Genomic DNA, 16,053 nt, shown 5'->3' with positions numbered 1-16,053 from the left:
CAAACTTAGAATTTATAAATAAAGAAATTAATAGCAATATACTGAAAAAATGTGACAAAAGCTTTTATTAATGCTGATATTTTAAGCAAAACAATCTCTTAAGCTATTACGTCCTACTTAAATTTTTATATAAAAAAAGAGCATTTTCATGCCCTTTTTATTTTTACTTAGCCTTTAGCTTGCGTGCTTAAAACGATCTATTTGCTTAATTTCATAAGGCAACCCAACATAGTTTTCAGCCAATGTGGTTTTACCCGCAATCGAACCAAGTACATAGCTCAACTCGGCTTGTTTAATCTTGTGGTCAAACTCACTTTCAGTTTCAAAACGATGCAATAAATGAGTCATCCACCAAGAAAAACGCTCTGCTTTCCATACGCGTTGTAGGCATTTTTCTGAGTATTCATTTATCCCTTGTTCGGAACCTTCGGCATAATATTCAATGAGTGCGCTTGATAAATAAGCAATATCAGATGCAGCGAGATTTAAGCCTTTTGCTCCAGTCGGTGGAACAATATGAGCGGTATCTCCTGCTAAAAATAGTTTTCCGAAACGCATTGGCTCGGTCACAAAGCTACGTAACGGCGCAATACTTTTTTCAATAGAAGGTCCTGTGACTAACTTTTCACGGCTTTCAGGGTCTAGGCGGTTTTTTAACTCATCCCAAAATTTTTCATCCGACCAGTCTTCGACGTGATCTGTTAAAGGGACTTGTAAATAATAACGGCTACGCGTTTCTGAACGCATACTACATAAAGCAAATCCACGTTCAGACTGTACGTAAATGAGTTCATCGGCTACAGGCGGGACATCGGCCAACACCCCTAACCAACCAAACGGATAAACTTTTTCAAAGGTCTTAATTTTGTCTTCTGGCACGCTGGCACGGCAGACACCGTGGTAACCATCACACCCTGCTATAAAGTCACACTGAATTTGAAAAGCTTTACCTTGATACTCAAACTCAACTTTTGGTTCAGTGTAGAAATCTTTTACCTGTACATTTTGAGCTTCATAAAATGAAGTGAGCTGTGCTGCTTCACGCGCAGTCATTAAATCTTTGGTGACTTCGGTCTGGCCATATACAGTTACTTGTTTACCACCTGTAAGTGCTGCCAAATCAACCCGATGCTTTTCACCATTGGTTAAGATTTCAATACCCGAATGCGGTAATCCTTTATCTTTTAAGTTTTGGTCAACGCCTGCTTGTTTGAGTAAGTCGACCGAAACTTGCTCTAAAATTCCTGCACGAATCCGTGAAGCCACATATTCAGCACTACGTTGCTCAACAATAATATGATCGATGCCAGCTTTATATAGGAGTTGCCCAAGCAATAACCCTGCTGGGCCAGAACCAATAATTGCAACCTGTGTCTTTAAAATATCCATAACTTCATCCTTGTTTCATCCTGACTTTTAAATTACTGGCTTTAAGTTTTGTTCACTATGTATCCAAGACGAAAATAACCGTTTATCATTTAGTTTGTCCGAATATCGGACAGAAACAATCAAAATAACAGGAATGAAAGGATGCCTTCTCTCGATGCTTTTCTAGAGCACCCGAACTCGCATGAGAAAATACGTCAAGATGACTACATTGCAGGGTTAGCAAAAGGTTTGGCTTTACTGGAAGCTTTTGGAACAGATCGGCAACGGCTTAATGTCACTCAAGTAGCCGAGCGAACCGGTATTAGCCGTACAGCGGCAAGGCGTTACCTAAAAACTTTAAAATACTTAGGCTATTTAGAAACCGATGAACATTACTTTTGGCTTACTCATCGCGTGCTGCGCTTTTCGAGTTCTTATCTAAGCTCTGCCCACTTGCCTAAAGTTGCTCAATCATTTTTAAATCTTTTGTGTGCACAGACATCTCTTACTTTTTCAATTGTGGTGTTAGACGATAACGAAGTGGTGCCGATTGCCCGTAGTTATTTACCACAGCAAGATAATTTACGTGTCAGCCCTTATGGTATGCATTTAGGAAACCGACTCCCTGCCCATGCCACTTCTACGGGTAAAGTATTGCTGGCAGCACTACCCGAAGAAGCTCAACATACGTGGGTAAAAACTTACGGTTTAAAGCGCTTAACACCATTTACCATAGTAGATGAATCAAAGTTTTTTGAAGTGCTTAAGGGTATTTCATTATCGGATTATTGTCTTTCCAAAGAAGAACATGAGCTTGGCGTAATTGCGATTGCAGTGCCCGTATTTAACGCCCAAGGTCAAGCCATAGCAGCGCTTAACTGCATGTCTCAAACTAACCGTGTACAAGAAGATTATTTGGTTCAGCAAATTTTGCCATTGCTGCGCAACACGGCAAATGAACTGAGAAATGTGATTTAAATAGACTTAGAAACTCTTGTTATCAATTAGAGGTACAAGAGTTTCAACCCATAATTTTAAATAGTGAATTCTTTAACTTGCTGGCTTGCCAGATCTAATGCATTGCTGCGATAAGCTTGCATGTCTAAGCCTTCTGCATAAATAAATTCAACATCATGAATGCCCATTAACCCTAACACTGCCTTGAGATAAGGCGTGACTGCCTCAGTTTCTTGGCCAACATGAATGCCGCCCCGACTGCTTACCACCACCGCTTTTACCCCTTCAACCAAACCTTGCGGGTAAGTTTCGGTGTAGCGGAATGTTTGTCTTGCTCGTGCCACTAAATCAAACCAGTTTTTGAGTTGAGTAGGCACATTTAAGTTGTACATTGGTGCGCCTATCACCAATAAATCAGCACTTTTTAACTCAGCAATTAATTCATCAGATAAAGCAACGATTTGCTGAATGTCTTGATTGTTATTTTCCGCACCACGCAGCGCCTGAAAAATTTCCAGATCTAATACAGGCAGGTTCATTTCAGCTAAATTGCGTATGGTGATGTCATCTTGCAAACCTTGATCTTTACGGTGTTCAAGCATTACATCAATTAAGCGATTGGTTTGTGAACCCTCACCCATAATGCTGGATTTTAATACCAATATTTTAGCCATGACTGTCTCCATATTTTTGATGAAGCCATAGTAACCCCACAATAAATTCAACAGTGGTGATATTATTTCTTGTCATTGGTTCCTTTTAGGCAACAATCATGCAACATGAACTAAGTGCAATATCTATATTTGTGACTGTGGTTGAAGCTGGAAGTTTTGTAAAGGCTGCCGAGCAATTACATTTAACTCGCTCAGCCATAAGTAAAAATATTGCTCGGCTTGAAGAACAGCTTGGTGTAGTTCTATTTAAAAGAACAACACGTTCACTCAGCATGACTGACGAAGGTGCTTTGTTTTATGAACATAGCCGCCGAGCGTTAAGTGAAATACAAAATGCAGCGGCTTTATTAGACCAAGGGAAAATTAATGCAACTGGTCGATTAAGAATGTCTGTGCCTGTACTTTTTGGGCAACTCTTTGCTGCCCCGCTCATTGTTAAATTTGCTCAGCAACATGCGGACTTACAGTTAGAAATTTCATTTAATGATCGAACTGTAGACTTGGTCGAAGAAGGTTTTGATTTGTGTATAAGAATCGGGGCACTGCCTGATACCACTCAGCTCGTTGCCAAACCGATTGGTCAGCATCGAATGCTACTTTGCGCCTCACCTGACTATTTAAATAAAGCAGGTTCCCTAGAACATATTGAAGACTTAGACATCCACACCACAATTGCCGATCCGCATTTTGGTCAAATAAAAAAGTGGCAACTTCAAAAGGAAAATAGCGAGCCTTTATTTATTAAGCCCAAAGCAAAACTTCTTTTAAATGACTTACAAGCCATTAAAAATGCAGCGCTTGCTGGAGGAGGTATCGCTTGGCTACCCGATTGGCTCATTCAAAATGAATTACAGGACGGTACGCTCGTACAAGTATTAGAAACCATGTCGAGCATTGCTTTTCCGATTCATTTGGTGTGGCCTACGCTACCCTTTATGCCACTCAAAACCCGTCTTGCAATTGATTATTTAGCGCAGCATTTACCGTCTGAACTGAACAAACAAGCTTAAAATAAAAGAGGCCTTAACATAAGGAATTAAGCTTTAATAAGCCTCGTCTTCTCAATCAAATTTTCAACCGTACCTCTTCACTATGCAGCGCACTTAAGATAACTGTTAAGTTATTCTTTTATTAGAAGAAAAATAATAAAGCAACGGTCAACTTTCTTGACACTAAAAAACGTTTATGTGAGTATTCGCTCGACTCACTTTACAAGAATTACTTATATGAAATATAACGTTATCGCATTGCTTACAGGTTTGTTATTGGTCTCTGCTGCTCACGCCGAGGAAGCCCCTATGGATGCAACTCACTTGGGCTTGAGAGCTTTTGTATACAATGCATTTACAGGTATAAAAAAAGCAGCGGATATGCCTCAATTTCCTAAAGGACATCCGTTGACGAAAGCTGAACTTTATAATGGTGTGGCGGCTGGTGTTCGAGTTCGTGGTAAAAACTGCAATAGTGTGGTTGACGCTCGTGCACTAGATGCCAATGGTTCAAAAATATCGGTGAAGTGTGCTGGCGGGGAAAGCTATCAAGTATTGCCTCTAACAGGTGAGGTTAAAGGTAAATGAAATCACGCATTTGCCTATTTGGGTTTGTTTCAGCAATGCTGAGGAGCAATGTTAATGCGCAGACCCAACAAGAATTGTCTCAAGCCTTACTTGGTCAATTACTCGGTTTTACGCAAAATGTTTATTTTAATGCCAATCAAATAGCTGAAATGCCAAAGATGCCAACCGAGCGTGCTGCAACTCAGACCGAAATATTAGAGGCTGTGGCTAGTGCGCTGAGACTGCAACAACATCCATGTAGTTCGGTTTTAAATGCTGACTATGTTGATGAGAGTGGTAATCTGATATCAATTAATTGTGTGGATGGCAATTATGTCGTGGATGCACGACGTGGCAAGATCAATCCTTAATTCCCTTAAGCCGCCCCGTTAACGCCTACACCTTCTTACTCTCTGTAGCAGTGGTAAAAATGAACCCATGTGGCGGCTCTGTAATTAATTAGCACTTGGCTGCAACCATAGATGCCTATCGCTTTACCCCAAAGTTGCCATATACGCATTAACTTGTCGCAATGGCTACTTACGCAAACCAAAACTTTTAGAAAACGCTCCAACAACTTTTCCTGTTTAAATAATAAAAGCCCATTAACGGGCTTCTATTAAATAAATAATGTTAATTTTATAATTTCATTTTAAAGAAATCAGCAAGTACGTTCGAAGCTTCATTTACATATTTAGGAATGTCATATAACTCCATGTGGTTTGAACCTTCAATAATATGTAAAGTTTTATCCTGACTTGCAGCACGCTGAATTAGGTCTTCACTCATCCATTTACTACATGCAACACTTCCAGCAATTGCAATTAATGGTTGAGTTAAGAAAGCTTCAGCTTTGTTATAAGCATCGTAAGTAATAATTTGAGTTAAGCTACGGGCTGTTGCAACCCCTGGTGAGTTAGGGTGCTCAGCTCTTGGCGTATGGTAATATTCCCACGCCTGACGAAGCTCTTCATTCGGTGCATCTTCTTCTTTTAAAGGTGCAAGCGGAATGGTTGCAACATTTCCACTATTTGCATCTGCTGTACGCGCATCTGAACCCGCTTGGATATATGGAATAGCATCTGCATCTTTAACTGTGTTTTCCCAACCATTTCTGAACATTGAACCAATATTCACTGCACTTACCGTACCTACTGCTTTAATACGGCGGTCATTGATTGCTGCATTTGCGGCATATCCACCGCCCGCACAAATACCCATTGCCCCAATACGGTTTTGATCGACATAACTTAAGGTGGTTAAGTAATCAATCACGGCACTAATGTCTTCTGTACGAATGTAAGGATTTTCTAACTGGCGAGGTAAACCTGTACTTTCGCCCTGAAAACTTGCATCAAATGCAATTGCAATAAAACCTTGTTCAGCGAGCTTGGACGCATACAAACCTGCGGTCTGCTCTTTTACGCCTCCACCCGGATGAGCAACAACAATTGCTACGTACTTTTGTGTTTCATCAAAGTTTGATGGATAGTGAATATTTGCTGCAATAGTAATATCTTGACCATTTGAATTTTGAAATTTAACTGTATTCATGGCTAGCTCCTTTATAGGCTTAACTTAGATATTTTTTTGAAAAAATGGGATGAGTTTTGCTAATGCTTGTGCCACGGGTTCAGGCTTGTCATATAAATCGTAGTGAGACCAACCTTCTACAATCACAAGCTCTTTATTTTGTGAACGTGCTCGACCATAGATTTCCAAACTGTCTCGATATGAACCAAAACCACCGACCTTATCACCTGTAATCAGCAATAAAGGCTGTGTAAGTAATACTTCAGCTAAGTGAAATGCATCCCAACCAATTGCCACAGCCGAATGTGAAAATAATGTTTTAGCAACACCATTTGGTTGATAGCCACGATCGGTTTTGTAATAGTCTGTTGCTTCTAGTACATCAATATCTGTTATTCCAGCCGATTTGGCTTCTTCAACAGAACTTGGCAGCAAATCATCGATTCTTCTTGTTTCTCCGCGAGCTTCGGCAGTACGTTGTTTTGCAATAAGCTCTAGTTTCTCTAAAGGATTCCAGTTGCTAAAGCCTTCTCTCGACAAGCGACCAAAATTTATAGCGTCTACTGTAGCAACCGCCTTAATCCGTTTTTCGGTCATTGCAACATTGAGTGCGTAACCACCGCCCCCGCAAATTCCTAATACGCCAATTCGGTTTTCATCGACATAGTTCAGCGTCATCAAATAATCCGTCACTAAACGGAAGTCTTCTACACGAAGTACCGGATTTTCTATTGAACGTGGTTCACCGCCACTTTCACCCTGAAAACTTGCATCAAATGCAATCACAATAAAGCCAGCTTTTGCTAATGCTGCACCATATACATTTCCAGAGGTTTGTTCTTTACAGCTTCCGATTGGGTGTCCACTAATAATTGCTGGGTATTGAATACTTTCATCAAAATTTTCTGGGAAATAGAGATTTGCTGCGATTTCCCAATAAGGTGCTTTAATTTTTACGTTTTTCATTGTTGACTCACCTGTGTTGAACTTCATGAAAAACATAGTAACAAGCAAATATTATTCTGATTAAATGCTATAATCTGATCGTAACTATTAGTAGAACTTATGAATCATGAAAATTAATCTGAATGATTTAAAAACATTTTCTGAAGTAGTAAAAACTAAAAATTTTACGAAAGCTGCGGCATATATGGGCGTGACCCAATCGGCTGTAAGCCAGAGTATTAATAATCTTGAAGCACAATTAGGGATAAAGCTATTAAACCGTTCTACCCGTAGTCTCACCCTTACAGAAGCAGGTTCGCGCCTTATAGAGCTCGTCGGTCAAAACATTGAAAATATTGACTTAGGCATAGAACAAATTAGCTCGATGAAAGACCTGCCAAGTGGTCATGTGCGTATTTCTGCCGATGCATTTACCATTAAGTATTATTTATGGCCAAAGCTTAAAAAGCTTGTAAAACAATATCCCGATATATCTTTGGAACTGACTTCAGAAAACAGACGAATTGATATTGCAAAAGAAGGATATGATGCTGGAGTACGTGTTGGAAACTTGGTAGAAAAAGATTTAATTGCGGTTCCGATTAGTAAAGAAATTCCCTTCCGATTGGTCGCTTCACCTGAATATTTAGAAAAGTACGGAACACCACAATCTGTAGACGATCTAAAAAAGCACAAAGGTATTTATATCCGTCTTTTAACTGATAACTCTTTAATGGCATGGGAGTTTAAAGATAAAAATAAAAGTGTATTTTTTAGAGGCCCCGTTCAACTGGTCATGACCAGTTTAGATGAAATGCTTGATGCTGTACTTGATGGTTGCGCAGTAGCTTATTTGCCCTACTTTCTAGTGAAACCAGCTTTAGAAGAAAAAAAATTAGTAAGTTTATTAGACCAACACGCTGTTACCTTGCCACCTTTTTATTTGTTTTATACGAGCCGTCGCTTAATGTCCCCTGCCTTTAAAATTGTTAAAGATACGTTGAGTGAGATATAACTTATAAAAGCTAAAAAGAGGCCGAAGCCTCTTTATTTTTAATGCACTCAAACTCAGTCATCAATCATGGCGAACTCTTGTTCAGGCGTACCTTTCACTAAATGGTGACGGCTATATAACAAGTAATAAAGTATAAATCCGACATAAATCAGCGCGGCCAATAACCAAACTTTTGGATTCACCATTAACCCTGCCACTACAGCAACAGCAGCAAGAATCAAGGCGATACAAGACGTCCATATTCCTCCAGGCGTTTTATAAGGGCGTGGTAATTCAGGGCGAGACAAACGTAATTTGATATGTGAGAGCATCATCAACACATAAGAAATGGTTGCGCCGAATACTGCCATTAAAATGAGCAGGTCACCCTCACCTGTTAAAGAGAGTAAAAAGCCAATAATGCCCGGAATAATAATGGCCCAATATGGCGCTTTATTTTCATTGGTAAGCGATAAGTTTTTTGGTAAATATCCCGCACGTGACAATGCAAAGATCTGACGTGAATATGCATAAATAATTGAGAAGAAACTTGCGACAAGTCCAGCAAGACCTACAAAGTTAACAAAGCTTGCCAACCATGTGTGCTGACCATACACCGCAATGAGCGCATCAACTAAAGGTGCTCCCGAATTTTTTAATGCATTTGAACCCGCTGCGCCTGCTCCTAAAAATAATATTAGAAGTGCAAACGATGCCAATATCAGCATTGAACCAATCAAGCCTCGTGGCAATGAACGTACTGGATCTTTTGCTTCTTCGGCTGCCAGTGGCACTCCTTCAACTGCAAGAAAAAACCAGATTGCATAAGGTACTGCGGCCCATATTCCCATATAGCCAAACGGTAAAAAGCGACTCGCACCTGCATGAGAACTGACTGGAATATCAAACAAACGAGCACTGTCAAAATGTGGAAGCATCGCAACAATGAATACAACCAGTGCAATAGAAGCAACGGCGGTAATTCCAAACATGATTTTCAGCGCTTCACCTGCACCTTTCAGATGAATACCCATAAAAACTAAATAGCAAATTAAATAAACAGCCCAGCCGCCAACTCCAAAGAGTGATTGGCAATATGACCCAATAAATACGGCAATGGCAGCAGGTGCAATTGCATATTCAATTAAAATCGCAGTTCCTGTGAGGTAGCCTCCAAAAGGACCAAATGCAACGCGGGCAAAACTATAGCCACCACCAGCAGTGGGCAACATTGTTGACATCTCAGACATCACAAAGCTCATGCAAAGATACATAAACGCGACGATGACTGTTGCAATAAAGAGTCCCCCCCAGCCGCCTTGTGCCAGTCCAAAATTCCAACCTGCAAAGTCACCCGAAATGACGTAAGAAACACCCAACCCCACTAAAAGTAACCAACCTACTGCCCCCTTTTTTAACTGACGTTTTGCAAAATACTCTGCGTCCTGTTGTAAAGCACCAACATCTACGCTTAATTCTGACTCTTTCATTGTCGTATGCCTTATCGACTAAATTTACACCACCAATAGTTGCGCAAAAGATATTCATAAAACTTGACAGCAAAACATCTCCCCGACCACTTGAAGTCAAGTTGATTCATTTTTTCTTTTATAAGATCGACGGCATCTCAACACGAAACGTGTTTAAAAATTAAATTGAGGAGATGGGTTATGTCTGTAGAACAAAATGAATTTTTAAGCCAAGTTCAATTACAAATACTGGCAGAACAAGCAATTAAGCAATATCCATCAGACTATCAAGGACAGGTCAAACTACTGTGTCAGTCTGAAAATGCAACCTATCAAGTTTCGACTGGATCTGCCCGATATGCACTTCGAATTCACCGTCCGAACTATCACAGCAAACTCGATATACAAAGTGAGCTTGAATGGTTAGATGCTTTAAATGCGAGTGGAATCCAAGTTCCTGTTGCGATTGCAGATCAATCGGGTGAGCGCGTCATCACTTTAAAGCTATCGAATGATATTTATCGTTATGCGGTACTTTTCAACTGGGTTGAGGGCGATATGCCGACTGTTGAAGTTGACCCCACTGCATTTGAGCAATTAGGACAAATTACCGCAAAGTTGCACGTACATAGTAAGACATGGCAAGCGCCTGAAAACTTTCAACGTATTGTGTGGAATCATGAAACCATGGTCGGTGCAGATGGACACTGGGGAAATTGGAAAAATGCCCCTCATTTAAGACCACAAGATCACGGCGTGATTGAAGAAGCCATTACACAGATTTCGAAAGATTTAAATTTCTTTGGCAAAACCCAAGAACGCTATGGCCTGATTCATGCCGATTTGCGTTTAACCAATCTATTACTACAACAAGAACGTATCGGCGTGATCGATTTTGATGACTGCGGAATGAGCTGGTTTATGCATGACCTTGCTGCTGCGATTAGCTTCAATGAACACTATGCAAATGCACCTCATTGGGTTGATTACTGGTTAAAAGGCTACGAGCGCGTAGGTCATATTCAGTCTGAAGAATATGAAATGATCCCGACTTTTATTATGCAACGCCGCATTCAAATGATGGCTTGGAATGGTTCTCACGCACAAACAGAAATGGCTCAAAGTCTTGGAGACCAATGGTCCAATGAAACTGTGCGTCTCTGCAAAAAATATCTAAACGGACAAATGCCTGTCGGACTTTGAAAAGTGATTTAGATCGCTTTTCTTCATTTTCAATTTTTAGTTTTTAAATTTTATAGAATTTAAAGGAAGGGTTTATGCAAGCTACCCATCAACTGAGCAAAGTTGCCAAAGCACTATTACTCACCAGTAGTCTGGCAAGCATGATTGCTCTAAGCGCATGTAACTACAACCCTCTACAAAGCACATCTCCCGCAGTCACTATTCCCCAAAAGGAATATATTCAAAAAGGTCAATGGGACGCTTTTAACTTTGACCAACTTAATCAATTAATTGCTAGCTATGGAAAAGATAGCCCGAACTATAACCCTGAAAAACGCCCGTATATTGTCACTGACTTTGACAATACCTCGGTATTTTTAGACATCGAAGAAGCAACTTTAATTTATCAGCTTGAACACTTAGCGTTTAATGTCACGCCAGAACAGCTTAATCAGATTATTCGTAAAGGAATTAGCTCGCAAAACTTTGAAGCGGCCTACAATAACCAGCAAGGCCAAGCCGTCAATATTGATAAAATTGCCCCAGATATTATTGCGAGCTACACATGGCTTTATCACCACTATAGCGGTCTCAAAGGTAAGCAAAGTCTGGATCAAATTAAACAAGATCCGCATTATCTCGATTTCATTACTAAAATGAGATATCTATATGCGGCAATTGGAGACACCTTTGATCATGAAGTTGCATATCCATGGGTCACTTATTTATTTACTGGGCTTACCGAACAAGAAGTCCGTAATTTGGTAAAAGCAACGGTGGCTTGGCAAATGCAGCAACCGATTGGACCTGTGGCATGGGCTTCTCCCGTAGCACTTTCGGGCCAAGCAGGCGTTGTGAAAACCACTTGGGAAAATGGTTTAAGGCCATACCGTGAAATGCAAAATCTATTTAAGGCCTTTCAGGACAATGGCATTGATGTCTATGTATGCTCGGCATCTTTTATTGATGTGATTAAGGAAATTATTTCTAATCCAGAGATCGGCTATAACATTAATGAAAAAAATGCCTATGCCATGGAGTTGGAACGAGATGCACAAAACCGAATTTTACCCGAGTTTCGTCATGGCTATGCGCAAACTCAAGGTAAAGGCAAAACTGCAACCATCCAGCGTTTTTTAGTCTCTAAATATGGTTACGGGCCAATTTTTATCGCGGGTGACAGTGAAGGCGATCAAAATATGATGCAAGATTTTGCGGCGACTCAGAAGGTACTAATTATTAATCGATTGCGCAGTCCAAGTTCTGATATCGGCAAGTTTTCTCAGCAAGCTGTGCAGAGCTACGGTCAAGCCAATACTAAGTTCTTACTACAGGGCCGCGATGCCAACACAGGTCAATTTAGACCCTCAATGGCTAGTTTAAGTTATGGTGCGCAAACGGCGAAAACTACAAAAAATTAGTATTTCACTTATTTTCTCATGCCTACAATACATGTTGTATGCATGAGAAGCCGCTTAATTTCTTGTTTTAGTTCTGCCCTGTTTGCCTATCTCTAATGCATTTTCTGCCTTCTTTTAGTTCGCTACCCAACCTAAAATACAACTCTTGATCTCTTCTTAAAGAATCAAGCCTGAAACTTAAAACAGCAACACATAAGTCATTATTTTATAAAAACTTTTAACAACACAAAATCATGGACGTAAGCAAAAACTGGTATGGCTTTTGCTTAATATAAGAATAGTTAGGAATAAATATCATGAGACTTGACATGTTACATCTCAACCCAGCTCATCTTGTCGACTCAAATATGTGTAATCAAGGTGTATTGTCTGCAGCTGCCTCTGGATTAAGCGAGTTTATTTGTCAAAAAGGTGCCGATGTTGATCGCGTTTTAGGTATTTGTGGTATTAATCCTGAACTTTTAATCAGCCCAACTCTAAGCTTACAACTACCCAATTATTGCAAGGTGCTAGAACAAGCAGCGCTGGTTTCTGGTTGTGATAATTTTGGCCTGCATTATGGTCAACAGTTTCAACCGAAATCATTAGGGCTCATTGGGTACATTGGTCTTTGTTCAAACACATTAGAGTCTGCACTCATGAACATGACCAATAATTTTTATTTGCATCAGAAAGATACCCTTAATCGAATGGTCGATTTGGGAGATAGCTGGCGCATAGATTATCAGGTTCAACACGGCGCAATTTTAACTCGCCGCCAAGATGCAGAACTGACCATGGGCATGTTTATGAATGTGATTCGTGAAGTGATGGGTCCTCATTATTCACCTCGCGCGATTCACTTTGAGCATACTCGACCTGAATTCTGGCAAGAACATAGTAAATTATTTAACGCGCCTGTTTATTTTGATCAGCCTTTTAACTCCATCATCATTTCAAAAAAAGACGTCCAGCATACTATGCCGGGGCGTGATTCTATTTTATTAACAGTAATTTTAGATACGCTGTTGTTACTCAATCGCTCTTCTCAAAGTCAAAGTCTTGCAGATCAGGTTCGTTCTCACATCCAACTTGAACTGAGTGAAGGTGAACCAAACCTTGAAAAAATCGCTCATGATATTGGTTTAACGAGTTGCACCCTTACCCGCCGTTTAAAAAATGAAGGACTCACCTTTACCCATTTAGTCGATCAGGTCCGTTGTGAATTGGCTGAACATTATATTAAACAGAAAAATATTCCAATTTCAGAAATGGCATTCCTGCTAGGTTACTCAGAAGTAAGTGCTTTATCTCGTGCATTTAAGCGCTGGTTTGGTGTTACACCACGTCAATTAAGACACTAAAACCTTGCAAATACAGGCCTTGAATAAAGGCCTTTTTATTATTTACGCAATTCGAGATAACTTCTAAAGACGAATAAAATAATTGAACAACAAAATACCCCTCAAATTAGATTTAACATCCAACTTGAAGGGTATGTTTTATATTTAAGCGACTTACTTTAATTTTGTTAAGGCTTGATCCAAAGCACCGACTAACCAATCGATATCTTTTATTTGGAAAGCCAAAGGTGGGCGCAGTTTTAATACGTTGCCATAAGGACCTGCAACTGAGGTTAAAACTCGATGAGTATTTCTGAGTTCCTCAATAAGATTCAAAGCCAATGCTTTATTCGGCTCTTTTGTGGCTCTATCTTTAACCAGTTCAAATCCTATAAATAGACCAGCGCCACGGACATCACCGACCATCTCATGTTTATCCATAAGTTTAGTGAGTTCTTTTAGAAGTAGCCCCCCCACATATTTGCTATGGGTTTGTAATTCTTCTTCCTGAATGACTTTAAGTACCGCCTGTGCCGCTGCCATAGAAACAGGATTACCACCAAAGGTATTAAAATATGGAATTTTATCGCTAAAAGCAGCAAGAACTTCACTCTTGGCTAAAAGCCCTGACACTGGAACTCCGTTACCCATTGGTTTACCTGTGGTAATGATATCAGGCACAACATTGTGTCGACCAAAGCCCCAGAACGAATCGCCAGTGCGTGCGAAACCCGGTTGTACTTCGTCAGCAATAAAGATACCGCCATTGGCATGCACAACATCAACCGCTTTTTGTAAGAACCCAACAGGATTAGGCATCACACCGTCAGAAGAGAATATTGAGTCCGCTAAAAAACCTGCAAACTTGATCCCTTTTGCGTTCATATCGTCAATTTGTTGCTGGATCTGCTGTGCAAACCATGTGCCTAAATCATCAGTTTGAATTCGATAATAATCAGGTGCCGGAACTAGACGAGTTGTAGCATCTAAAGGTTGCTCAGTTCCAAGCGCTGGAGAGCATCCTGAGGTTAAGCTACTGGTTCCATGATACGACTCTTGAGACACAATGATTCCTGTACCGCCGCTATATTCACGTGCAATACGAATCGCTAAATCATTCGCCTCCGAACCAGTACACATATACATGGCACGGTCAATTTCATCGGGAGTGGTCTGTAAAAGTTCTTCGGTATAATCCAAAATATTTTCATGTAAATAGCGAGTATGGGTATTGAGCATTTTCATTTGCTCATTTACCGCTTCAATCACGGCAGGATGACAATGACCAATACTGGCAACGTTGTTGTAAACATCCAGATATTGATGACCTGCTGCATCCCATAAATATTGCCCCTGTCCTTTCACCAGATGCACGGGATTACGATAAAACAAGCGATAGGATTCACCTAAAATTTTATTTCTTTTATCGGTCAGTTTGCGGGTAGCATGGTCCAGATCAGCAGCATGTTCTGGACGAAAGCTATTGGTATCCATAATGGTTGAACGCGTACCCATGAATGACTCCTCTATTTATATTCAGCATACTTTTGCACGAGACGATGACTCACTTAGGCAACTCATATGCTGATTCGAAATATTTCAGTATTTGATTGAAGTTACGCAAACCATATTGCTTAAGTATCTTTAAAAAAACTTGACCTCAGACCACTTAAGCCACGTTTTGAAGTCAACTTATTGGTCTGATATTGCAATGCTCAAAGCTCATCTAATCGCTATTTATCATTAGGGCTTATGCTTCCCGTAATCGTGGGCTAAAATTTCTAGCAAAAGAATTTAGAAAACAATCCAACACCACATCTCGTTCATCCAAACTGTTCGAGCCTAAAACTTGTAGCAATAAACCGTCTATCAGGTTTACCACCATGTTGGCATCGAATTGTGGCTCGTGGATTTCTCCGCTAAAAATCAGGTCAAAAATTTCATGGCGCAGCCACTTTCGGTACTCAACCGCCATACGGTAAGCCTGCGGGTGAAGTAGTTTTATTTCAAAAATAGCTTTTAGTAAAAGGTTATAGAGGCTGTTTAAATTAGTATGTAATACAATAATTTCTTTGAGTTTATCTTTTGACGCGTAATAACGGCTTGAGTAAATAATAGCGAGCACTTTCTCTCTGAGCAGGCTTTTTTGAAAGGCGATGCACATTTCAACTAAGCGTTCTTTTGAGCCAAAATATTTATAAAACGTAGATTTGGTGATTTGGGATTGTTTAGCAATCAGGTCTACACCTACGGTGTGAAAGCCGCGAGTGGTAAAGAGTTGGATTGCAGTTTGAATAACCTGTAATTTTTTGGAAGAGATTTCTAAATTTCGCATAATTTTTCCGTTATAAATTCTTGTTGTTTCTAAAAGAGAAAAAAGCCTGTGCCACTTTTGGGAGAAAAAAGGCACAGCAAAGCCGTAAGACGGTGCTTGGCACATCTCAAGTTTGTTGTTGCTAAGTTTTAAGTAAAAATGACTTTAAGCCTGAAAACCCTAAAGGCAATCAAGCTGCTTTAATTTTTAAGCTGTGTCGTTATAGCTTTTGGCATTGATAGCCAAGAAATAATGGATGTGCAAAGCCAACTCCTTTTTTATTGGGAGTTCTGCCAAAACATTAAAATTAGGGTGGCA

Annotated in this window: 15 protein-coding genes; 8 read left to right on the top strand and 7 right to left on the bottom strand. The window is 40.0% G+C overall.

The window, feature by feature from the left end; all coding sequences use genetic code 11:
• Positions 1–174: 174 nt before the first annotated feature.
• Entirely contained in the window at positions 175–1,389 is a 1,215-nt protein-coding gene (pobA, locus tag CSB87_RS17110; RefSeq protein WP_004887745.1) for a 4-hydroxybenzoate 3-monooxygenase, read from the bottom strand.
• Between the two features lie 141 nt (positions 1,390–1,530).
• Here pobA and pobR point away from each other — a divergent pair, with 141 nt between their 5' ends.
• Positions 1,531–2,346, top strand: a complete 816-nt coding sequence (gene pobR, locus CSB87_RS17105; RefSeq protein WP_004887747.1) for an IclR family transcriptional regulator PobR — start codon at positions 1,531–1,533, stop codon at positions 2,344–2,346.
• Positions 2,347–2,402: 56 nt separating this feature from the next.
• Here pobR and CSB87_RS17100 read toward each other — a convergent pair whose 3' ends face one another.
• On the bottom strand, positions 2,403–2,999 hold the full coding sequence (locus tag CSB87_RS17100; RefSeq protein ID WP_004887748.1) for an NAD(P)H-dependent oxidoreductase: 597 nt from the start codon (positions 2,997–2,999) through the stop codon (positions 2,403–2,405).
• A gap of 98 nt (positions 3,000–3,097) precedes the next feature.
• Here CSB87_RS17100 and CSB87_RS17095 point away from each other — a divergent pair, with 98 nt between their 5' ends.
• From CSB87_RS17095 to CSB87_RS17085, 3 genes are all read left to right on the top strand, one after another.
• Entirely contained in the window at positions 3,098–4,009 is a 912-nt protein-coding gene (locus CSB87_RS17095) for a LysR substrate-binding domain-containing protein (protein ID WP_004887749.1), read from the top strand.
• Positions 4,010–4,225: 216 nt separating this feature from the next.
• Positions 4,226–4,576 carry a hypothetical protein gene (locus CSB87_RS17090; protein ID WP_004887750.1) on the top strand — a complete coding sequence of 117 codons (351 nt, stop codon included), beginning with the start codon at positions 4,226–4,228 and terminating at the stop codon, positions 4,574–4,576.
• Positions 4,577–4,611: 35 nt separating this feature from the next.
• Positions 4,612–4,926: a hypothetical protein gene (locus CSB87_RS17085; protein ID WP_228155270.1), complete on the top strand. Its 315-nt coding sequence runs from the start codon at positions 4,612–4,614 to the stop codon at positions 4,924–4,926.
• 268 nt (positions 4,927–5,194) lie between these two features.
• Here the strand turns inward: CSB87_RS17085 and CSB87_RS17080 are convergent, their stop codons facing one another.
• Positions 5,195–6,109 carry an alpha/beta hydrolase gene (locus CSB87_RS17080; RefSeq protein ID WP_004887752.1) on the bottom strand — a complete coding sequence of 305 codons (915 nt, stop codon included), beginning with the start codon at positions 6,107–6,109 and terminating at the stop codon, positions 5,195–5,197.
• A gap of 24 nt (positions 6,110–6,133) precedes the next feature.
• The gene (locus CSB87_RS17075) at positions 6,134–7,054 is read right to left on the bottom strand and encodes an alpha/beta hydrolase (protein ID WP_004887753.1); all 921 of its coding nucleotides are present in this window, start codon (positions 7,052–7,054) and stop codon (positions 6,134–6,136) included.
• Between the two features lie 106 nt (positions 7,055–7,160).
• Here CSB87_RS17075 and CSB87_RS17070 point away from each other — a divergent pair, with 106 nt between their 5' ends.
• Entirely contained in the window at positions 7,161–8,048 is an 888-nt protein-coding gene (locus tag CSB87_RS17070) for a LysR family transcriptional regulator (protein ID WP_004887754.1), read from the top strand.
• Positions 8,049–8,101: 53 nt separating this feature from the next.
• Here CSB87_RS17070 and eat read toward each other — a convergent pair whose 3' ends face one another.
• A complete protein-coding gene (gene eat, locus CSB87_RS17065; protein ID WP_004887755.1) occupies positions 8,102–9,517 on the bottom strand; it encodes an ethanolamine permease in 1,416 nt (471 codons plus the stop codon).
• Positions 9,518–9,697: 180 nt separating this feature from the next.
• Here eat and CSB87_RS17060 point away from each other — a divergent pair, with 180 nt between their 5' ends.
• The 3 genes from CSB87_RS17060 to CSB87_RS17050 all read left to right on the top strand — a co-directional run bounded on the left by CSB87_RS17060 (position 9,698) and on the right by CSB87_RS17050 (position 13,442).
• Entirely contained in the window at positions 9,698–10,699 is a 1,002-nt protein-coding gene (locus tag CSB87_RS17060) for a phosphotransferase enzyme family protein (RefSeq protein ID WP_004887756.1), read from the top strand.
• Between the two features lie 74 nt (positions 10,700–10,773).
• On the top strand, positions 10,774–12,099 hold the full coding sequence (locus tag CSB87_RS17055) for a hypothetical protein (RefSeq protein ID WP_004887757.1): 1,326 nt from the start codon (positions 10,774–10,776) through the stop codon (positions 12,097–12,099).
• Positions 12,100–12,407: 308 nt separating this feature from the next.
• Positions 12,408–13,442 (top strand): AraC family transcriptional regulator, encoded by a 1,035-nt coding sequence (locus CSB87_RS17050; RefSeq protein ID WP_106105149.1) that lies wholly within the window; start codon positions 12,408–12,410, stop codon positions 13,440–13,442.
• 153 nt (positions 13,443–13,595) lie between these two features.
• Here the strand turns inward: CSB87_RS17050 and CSB87_RS17045 are convergent, their stop codons facing one another.
• Positions 13,596–14,936, bottom strand: a complete 1,341-nt coding sequence (locus tag CSB87_RS17045; protein WP_004887762.1) for an aspartate aminotransferase family protein — start codon at positions 14,934–14,936, stop codon at positions 13,596–13,598.
• A gap of 235 nt (positions 14,937–15,171) precedes the next feature.
• A complete protein-coding gene (locus CSB87_RS17040; RefSeq protein WP_004887764.1) occupies positions 15,172–15,756 on the bottom strand; it encodes a TetR/AcrR family transcriptional regulator in 585 nt (194 codons plus the stop codon).
• Positions 15,757–16,053 lie beyond the last annotated feature (297 nt).

The sequence above is a fragment of the Acinetobacter sp. AR_0276 genome, assembly GCF_003000705.1.
GTDB classification, from domain to species: domain Bacteria; phylum Pseudomonadota; class Gammaproteobacteria; order Pseudomonadales; family Moraxellaceae; genus Acinetobacter; species Acinetobacter nosocomialis.
The sequence above is the reverse complement of the archived record's forward strand: the minus strand, read 5'-3'. Positions and strand labels throughout refer to the sequence as shown.

What these genes read in the sequence shown, in the direction of transcription:
- pobA (WP_004887745.1), bottom strand. Translation starts at nt 1,389, where the DNA reads ATGGATATTTTAAAGACACAGGTTGCAATTATTGGTTCTGGCCCAGCA.
- pobR (WP_004887747.1), top strand. Translation starts at nt 1,531, where the DNA reads ATGCCTTCTCTCGATGCTTTTCTAGAGCACCCGAACTCGCATGAGAAA.
- CSB87_RS17100 (WP_004887748.1), bottom strand. Translation starts at nt 2,999, where the DNA reads ATGGCTAAAATATTGGTATTAAAATCCAGCATTATGGGTGAGGGTTCA.
- CSB87_RS17095 (WP_004887749.1), top strand. Translation starts at nt 3,098, where the DNA reads ATGCAACATGAACTAAGTGCAATATCTATATTTGTGACTGTGGTTGAA.
- CSB87_RS17090 (WP_004887750.1), top strand. Translation starts at nt 4,226, where the DNA reads ATGAAATATAACGTTATCGCATTGCTTACAGGTTTGTTATTGGTCTCT.
- CSB87_RS17085 (WP_228155270.1), top strand. Translation starts at nt 4,612, where the DNA reads ATGCTGAGGAGCAATGTTAATGCGCAGACCCAACAAGAATTGTCTCAA.
- CSB87_RS17080 (WP_004887752.1), bottom strand. Translation starts at nt 6,109, where the DNA reads ATGAATACAGTTAAATTTCAAAATTCAAATGGTCAAGATATTACTATT.
- CSB87_RS17075 (WP_004887753.1), bottom strand. Translation starts at nt 7,054, where the DNA reads ATGAAAAACGTAAAAATTAAAGCACCTTATTGGGAAATCGCAGCAAAT.
- CSB87_RS17070 (WP_004887754.1), top strand. Translation starts at nt 7,161, where the DNA reads ATGAAAATTAATCTGAATGATTTAAAAACATTTTCTGAAGTAGTAAAA.
- eat (WP_004887755.1), bottom strand. Translation starts at nt 9,517, where the DNA reads ATGAAAGAGTCAGAATTAAGCGTAGATGTTGGTGCTTTACAACAGGAC.
- CSB87_RS17060 (WP_004887756.1), top strand. Translation starts at nt 9,698, where the DNA reads ATGTCTGTAGAACAAAATGAATTTTTAAGCCAAGTTCAATTACAAATA.
- CSB87_RS17055 (WP_004887757.1), top strand. Translation starts at nt 10,774, where the DNA reads ATGCAAGCTACCCATCAACTGAGCAAAGTTGCCAAAGCACTATTACTC.
- CSB87_RS17050 (WP_106105149.1), top strand. Translation starts at nt 12,408, where the DNA reads ATGTTACATCTCAACCCAGCTCATCTTGTCGACTCAAATATGTGTAAT.
- CSB87_RS17045 (WP_004887762.1), bottom strand. Translation starts at nt 14,936, where the DNA reads ATGGGTACGCGTTCAACCATTATGGATACCAATAGCTTTCGTCCAGAA.
- CSB87_RS17040 (WP_004887764.1), bottom strand. Translation starts at nt 15,756, where the DNA reads ATGCGAAATTTAGAAATCTCTTCCAAAAAATTACAGGTTATTCAAACT.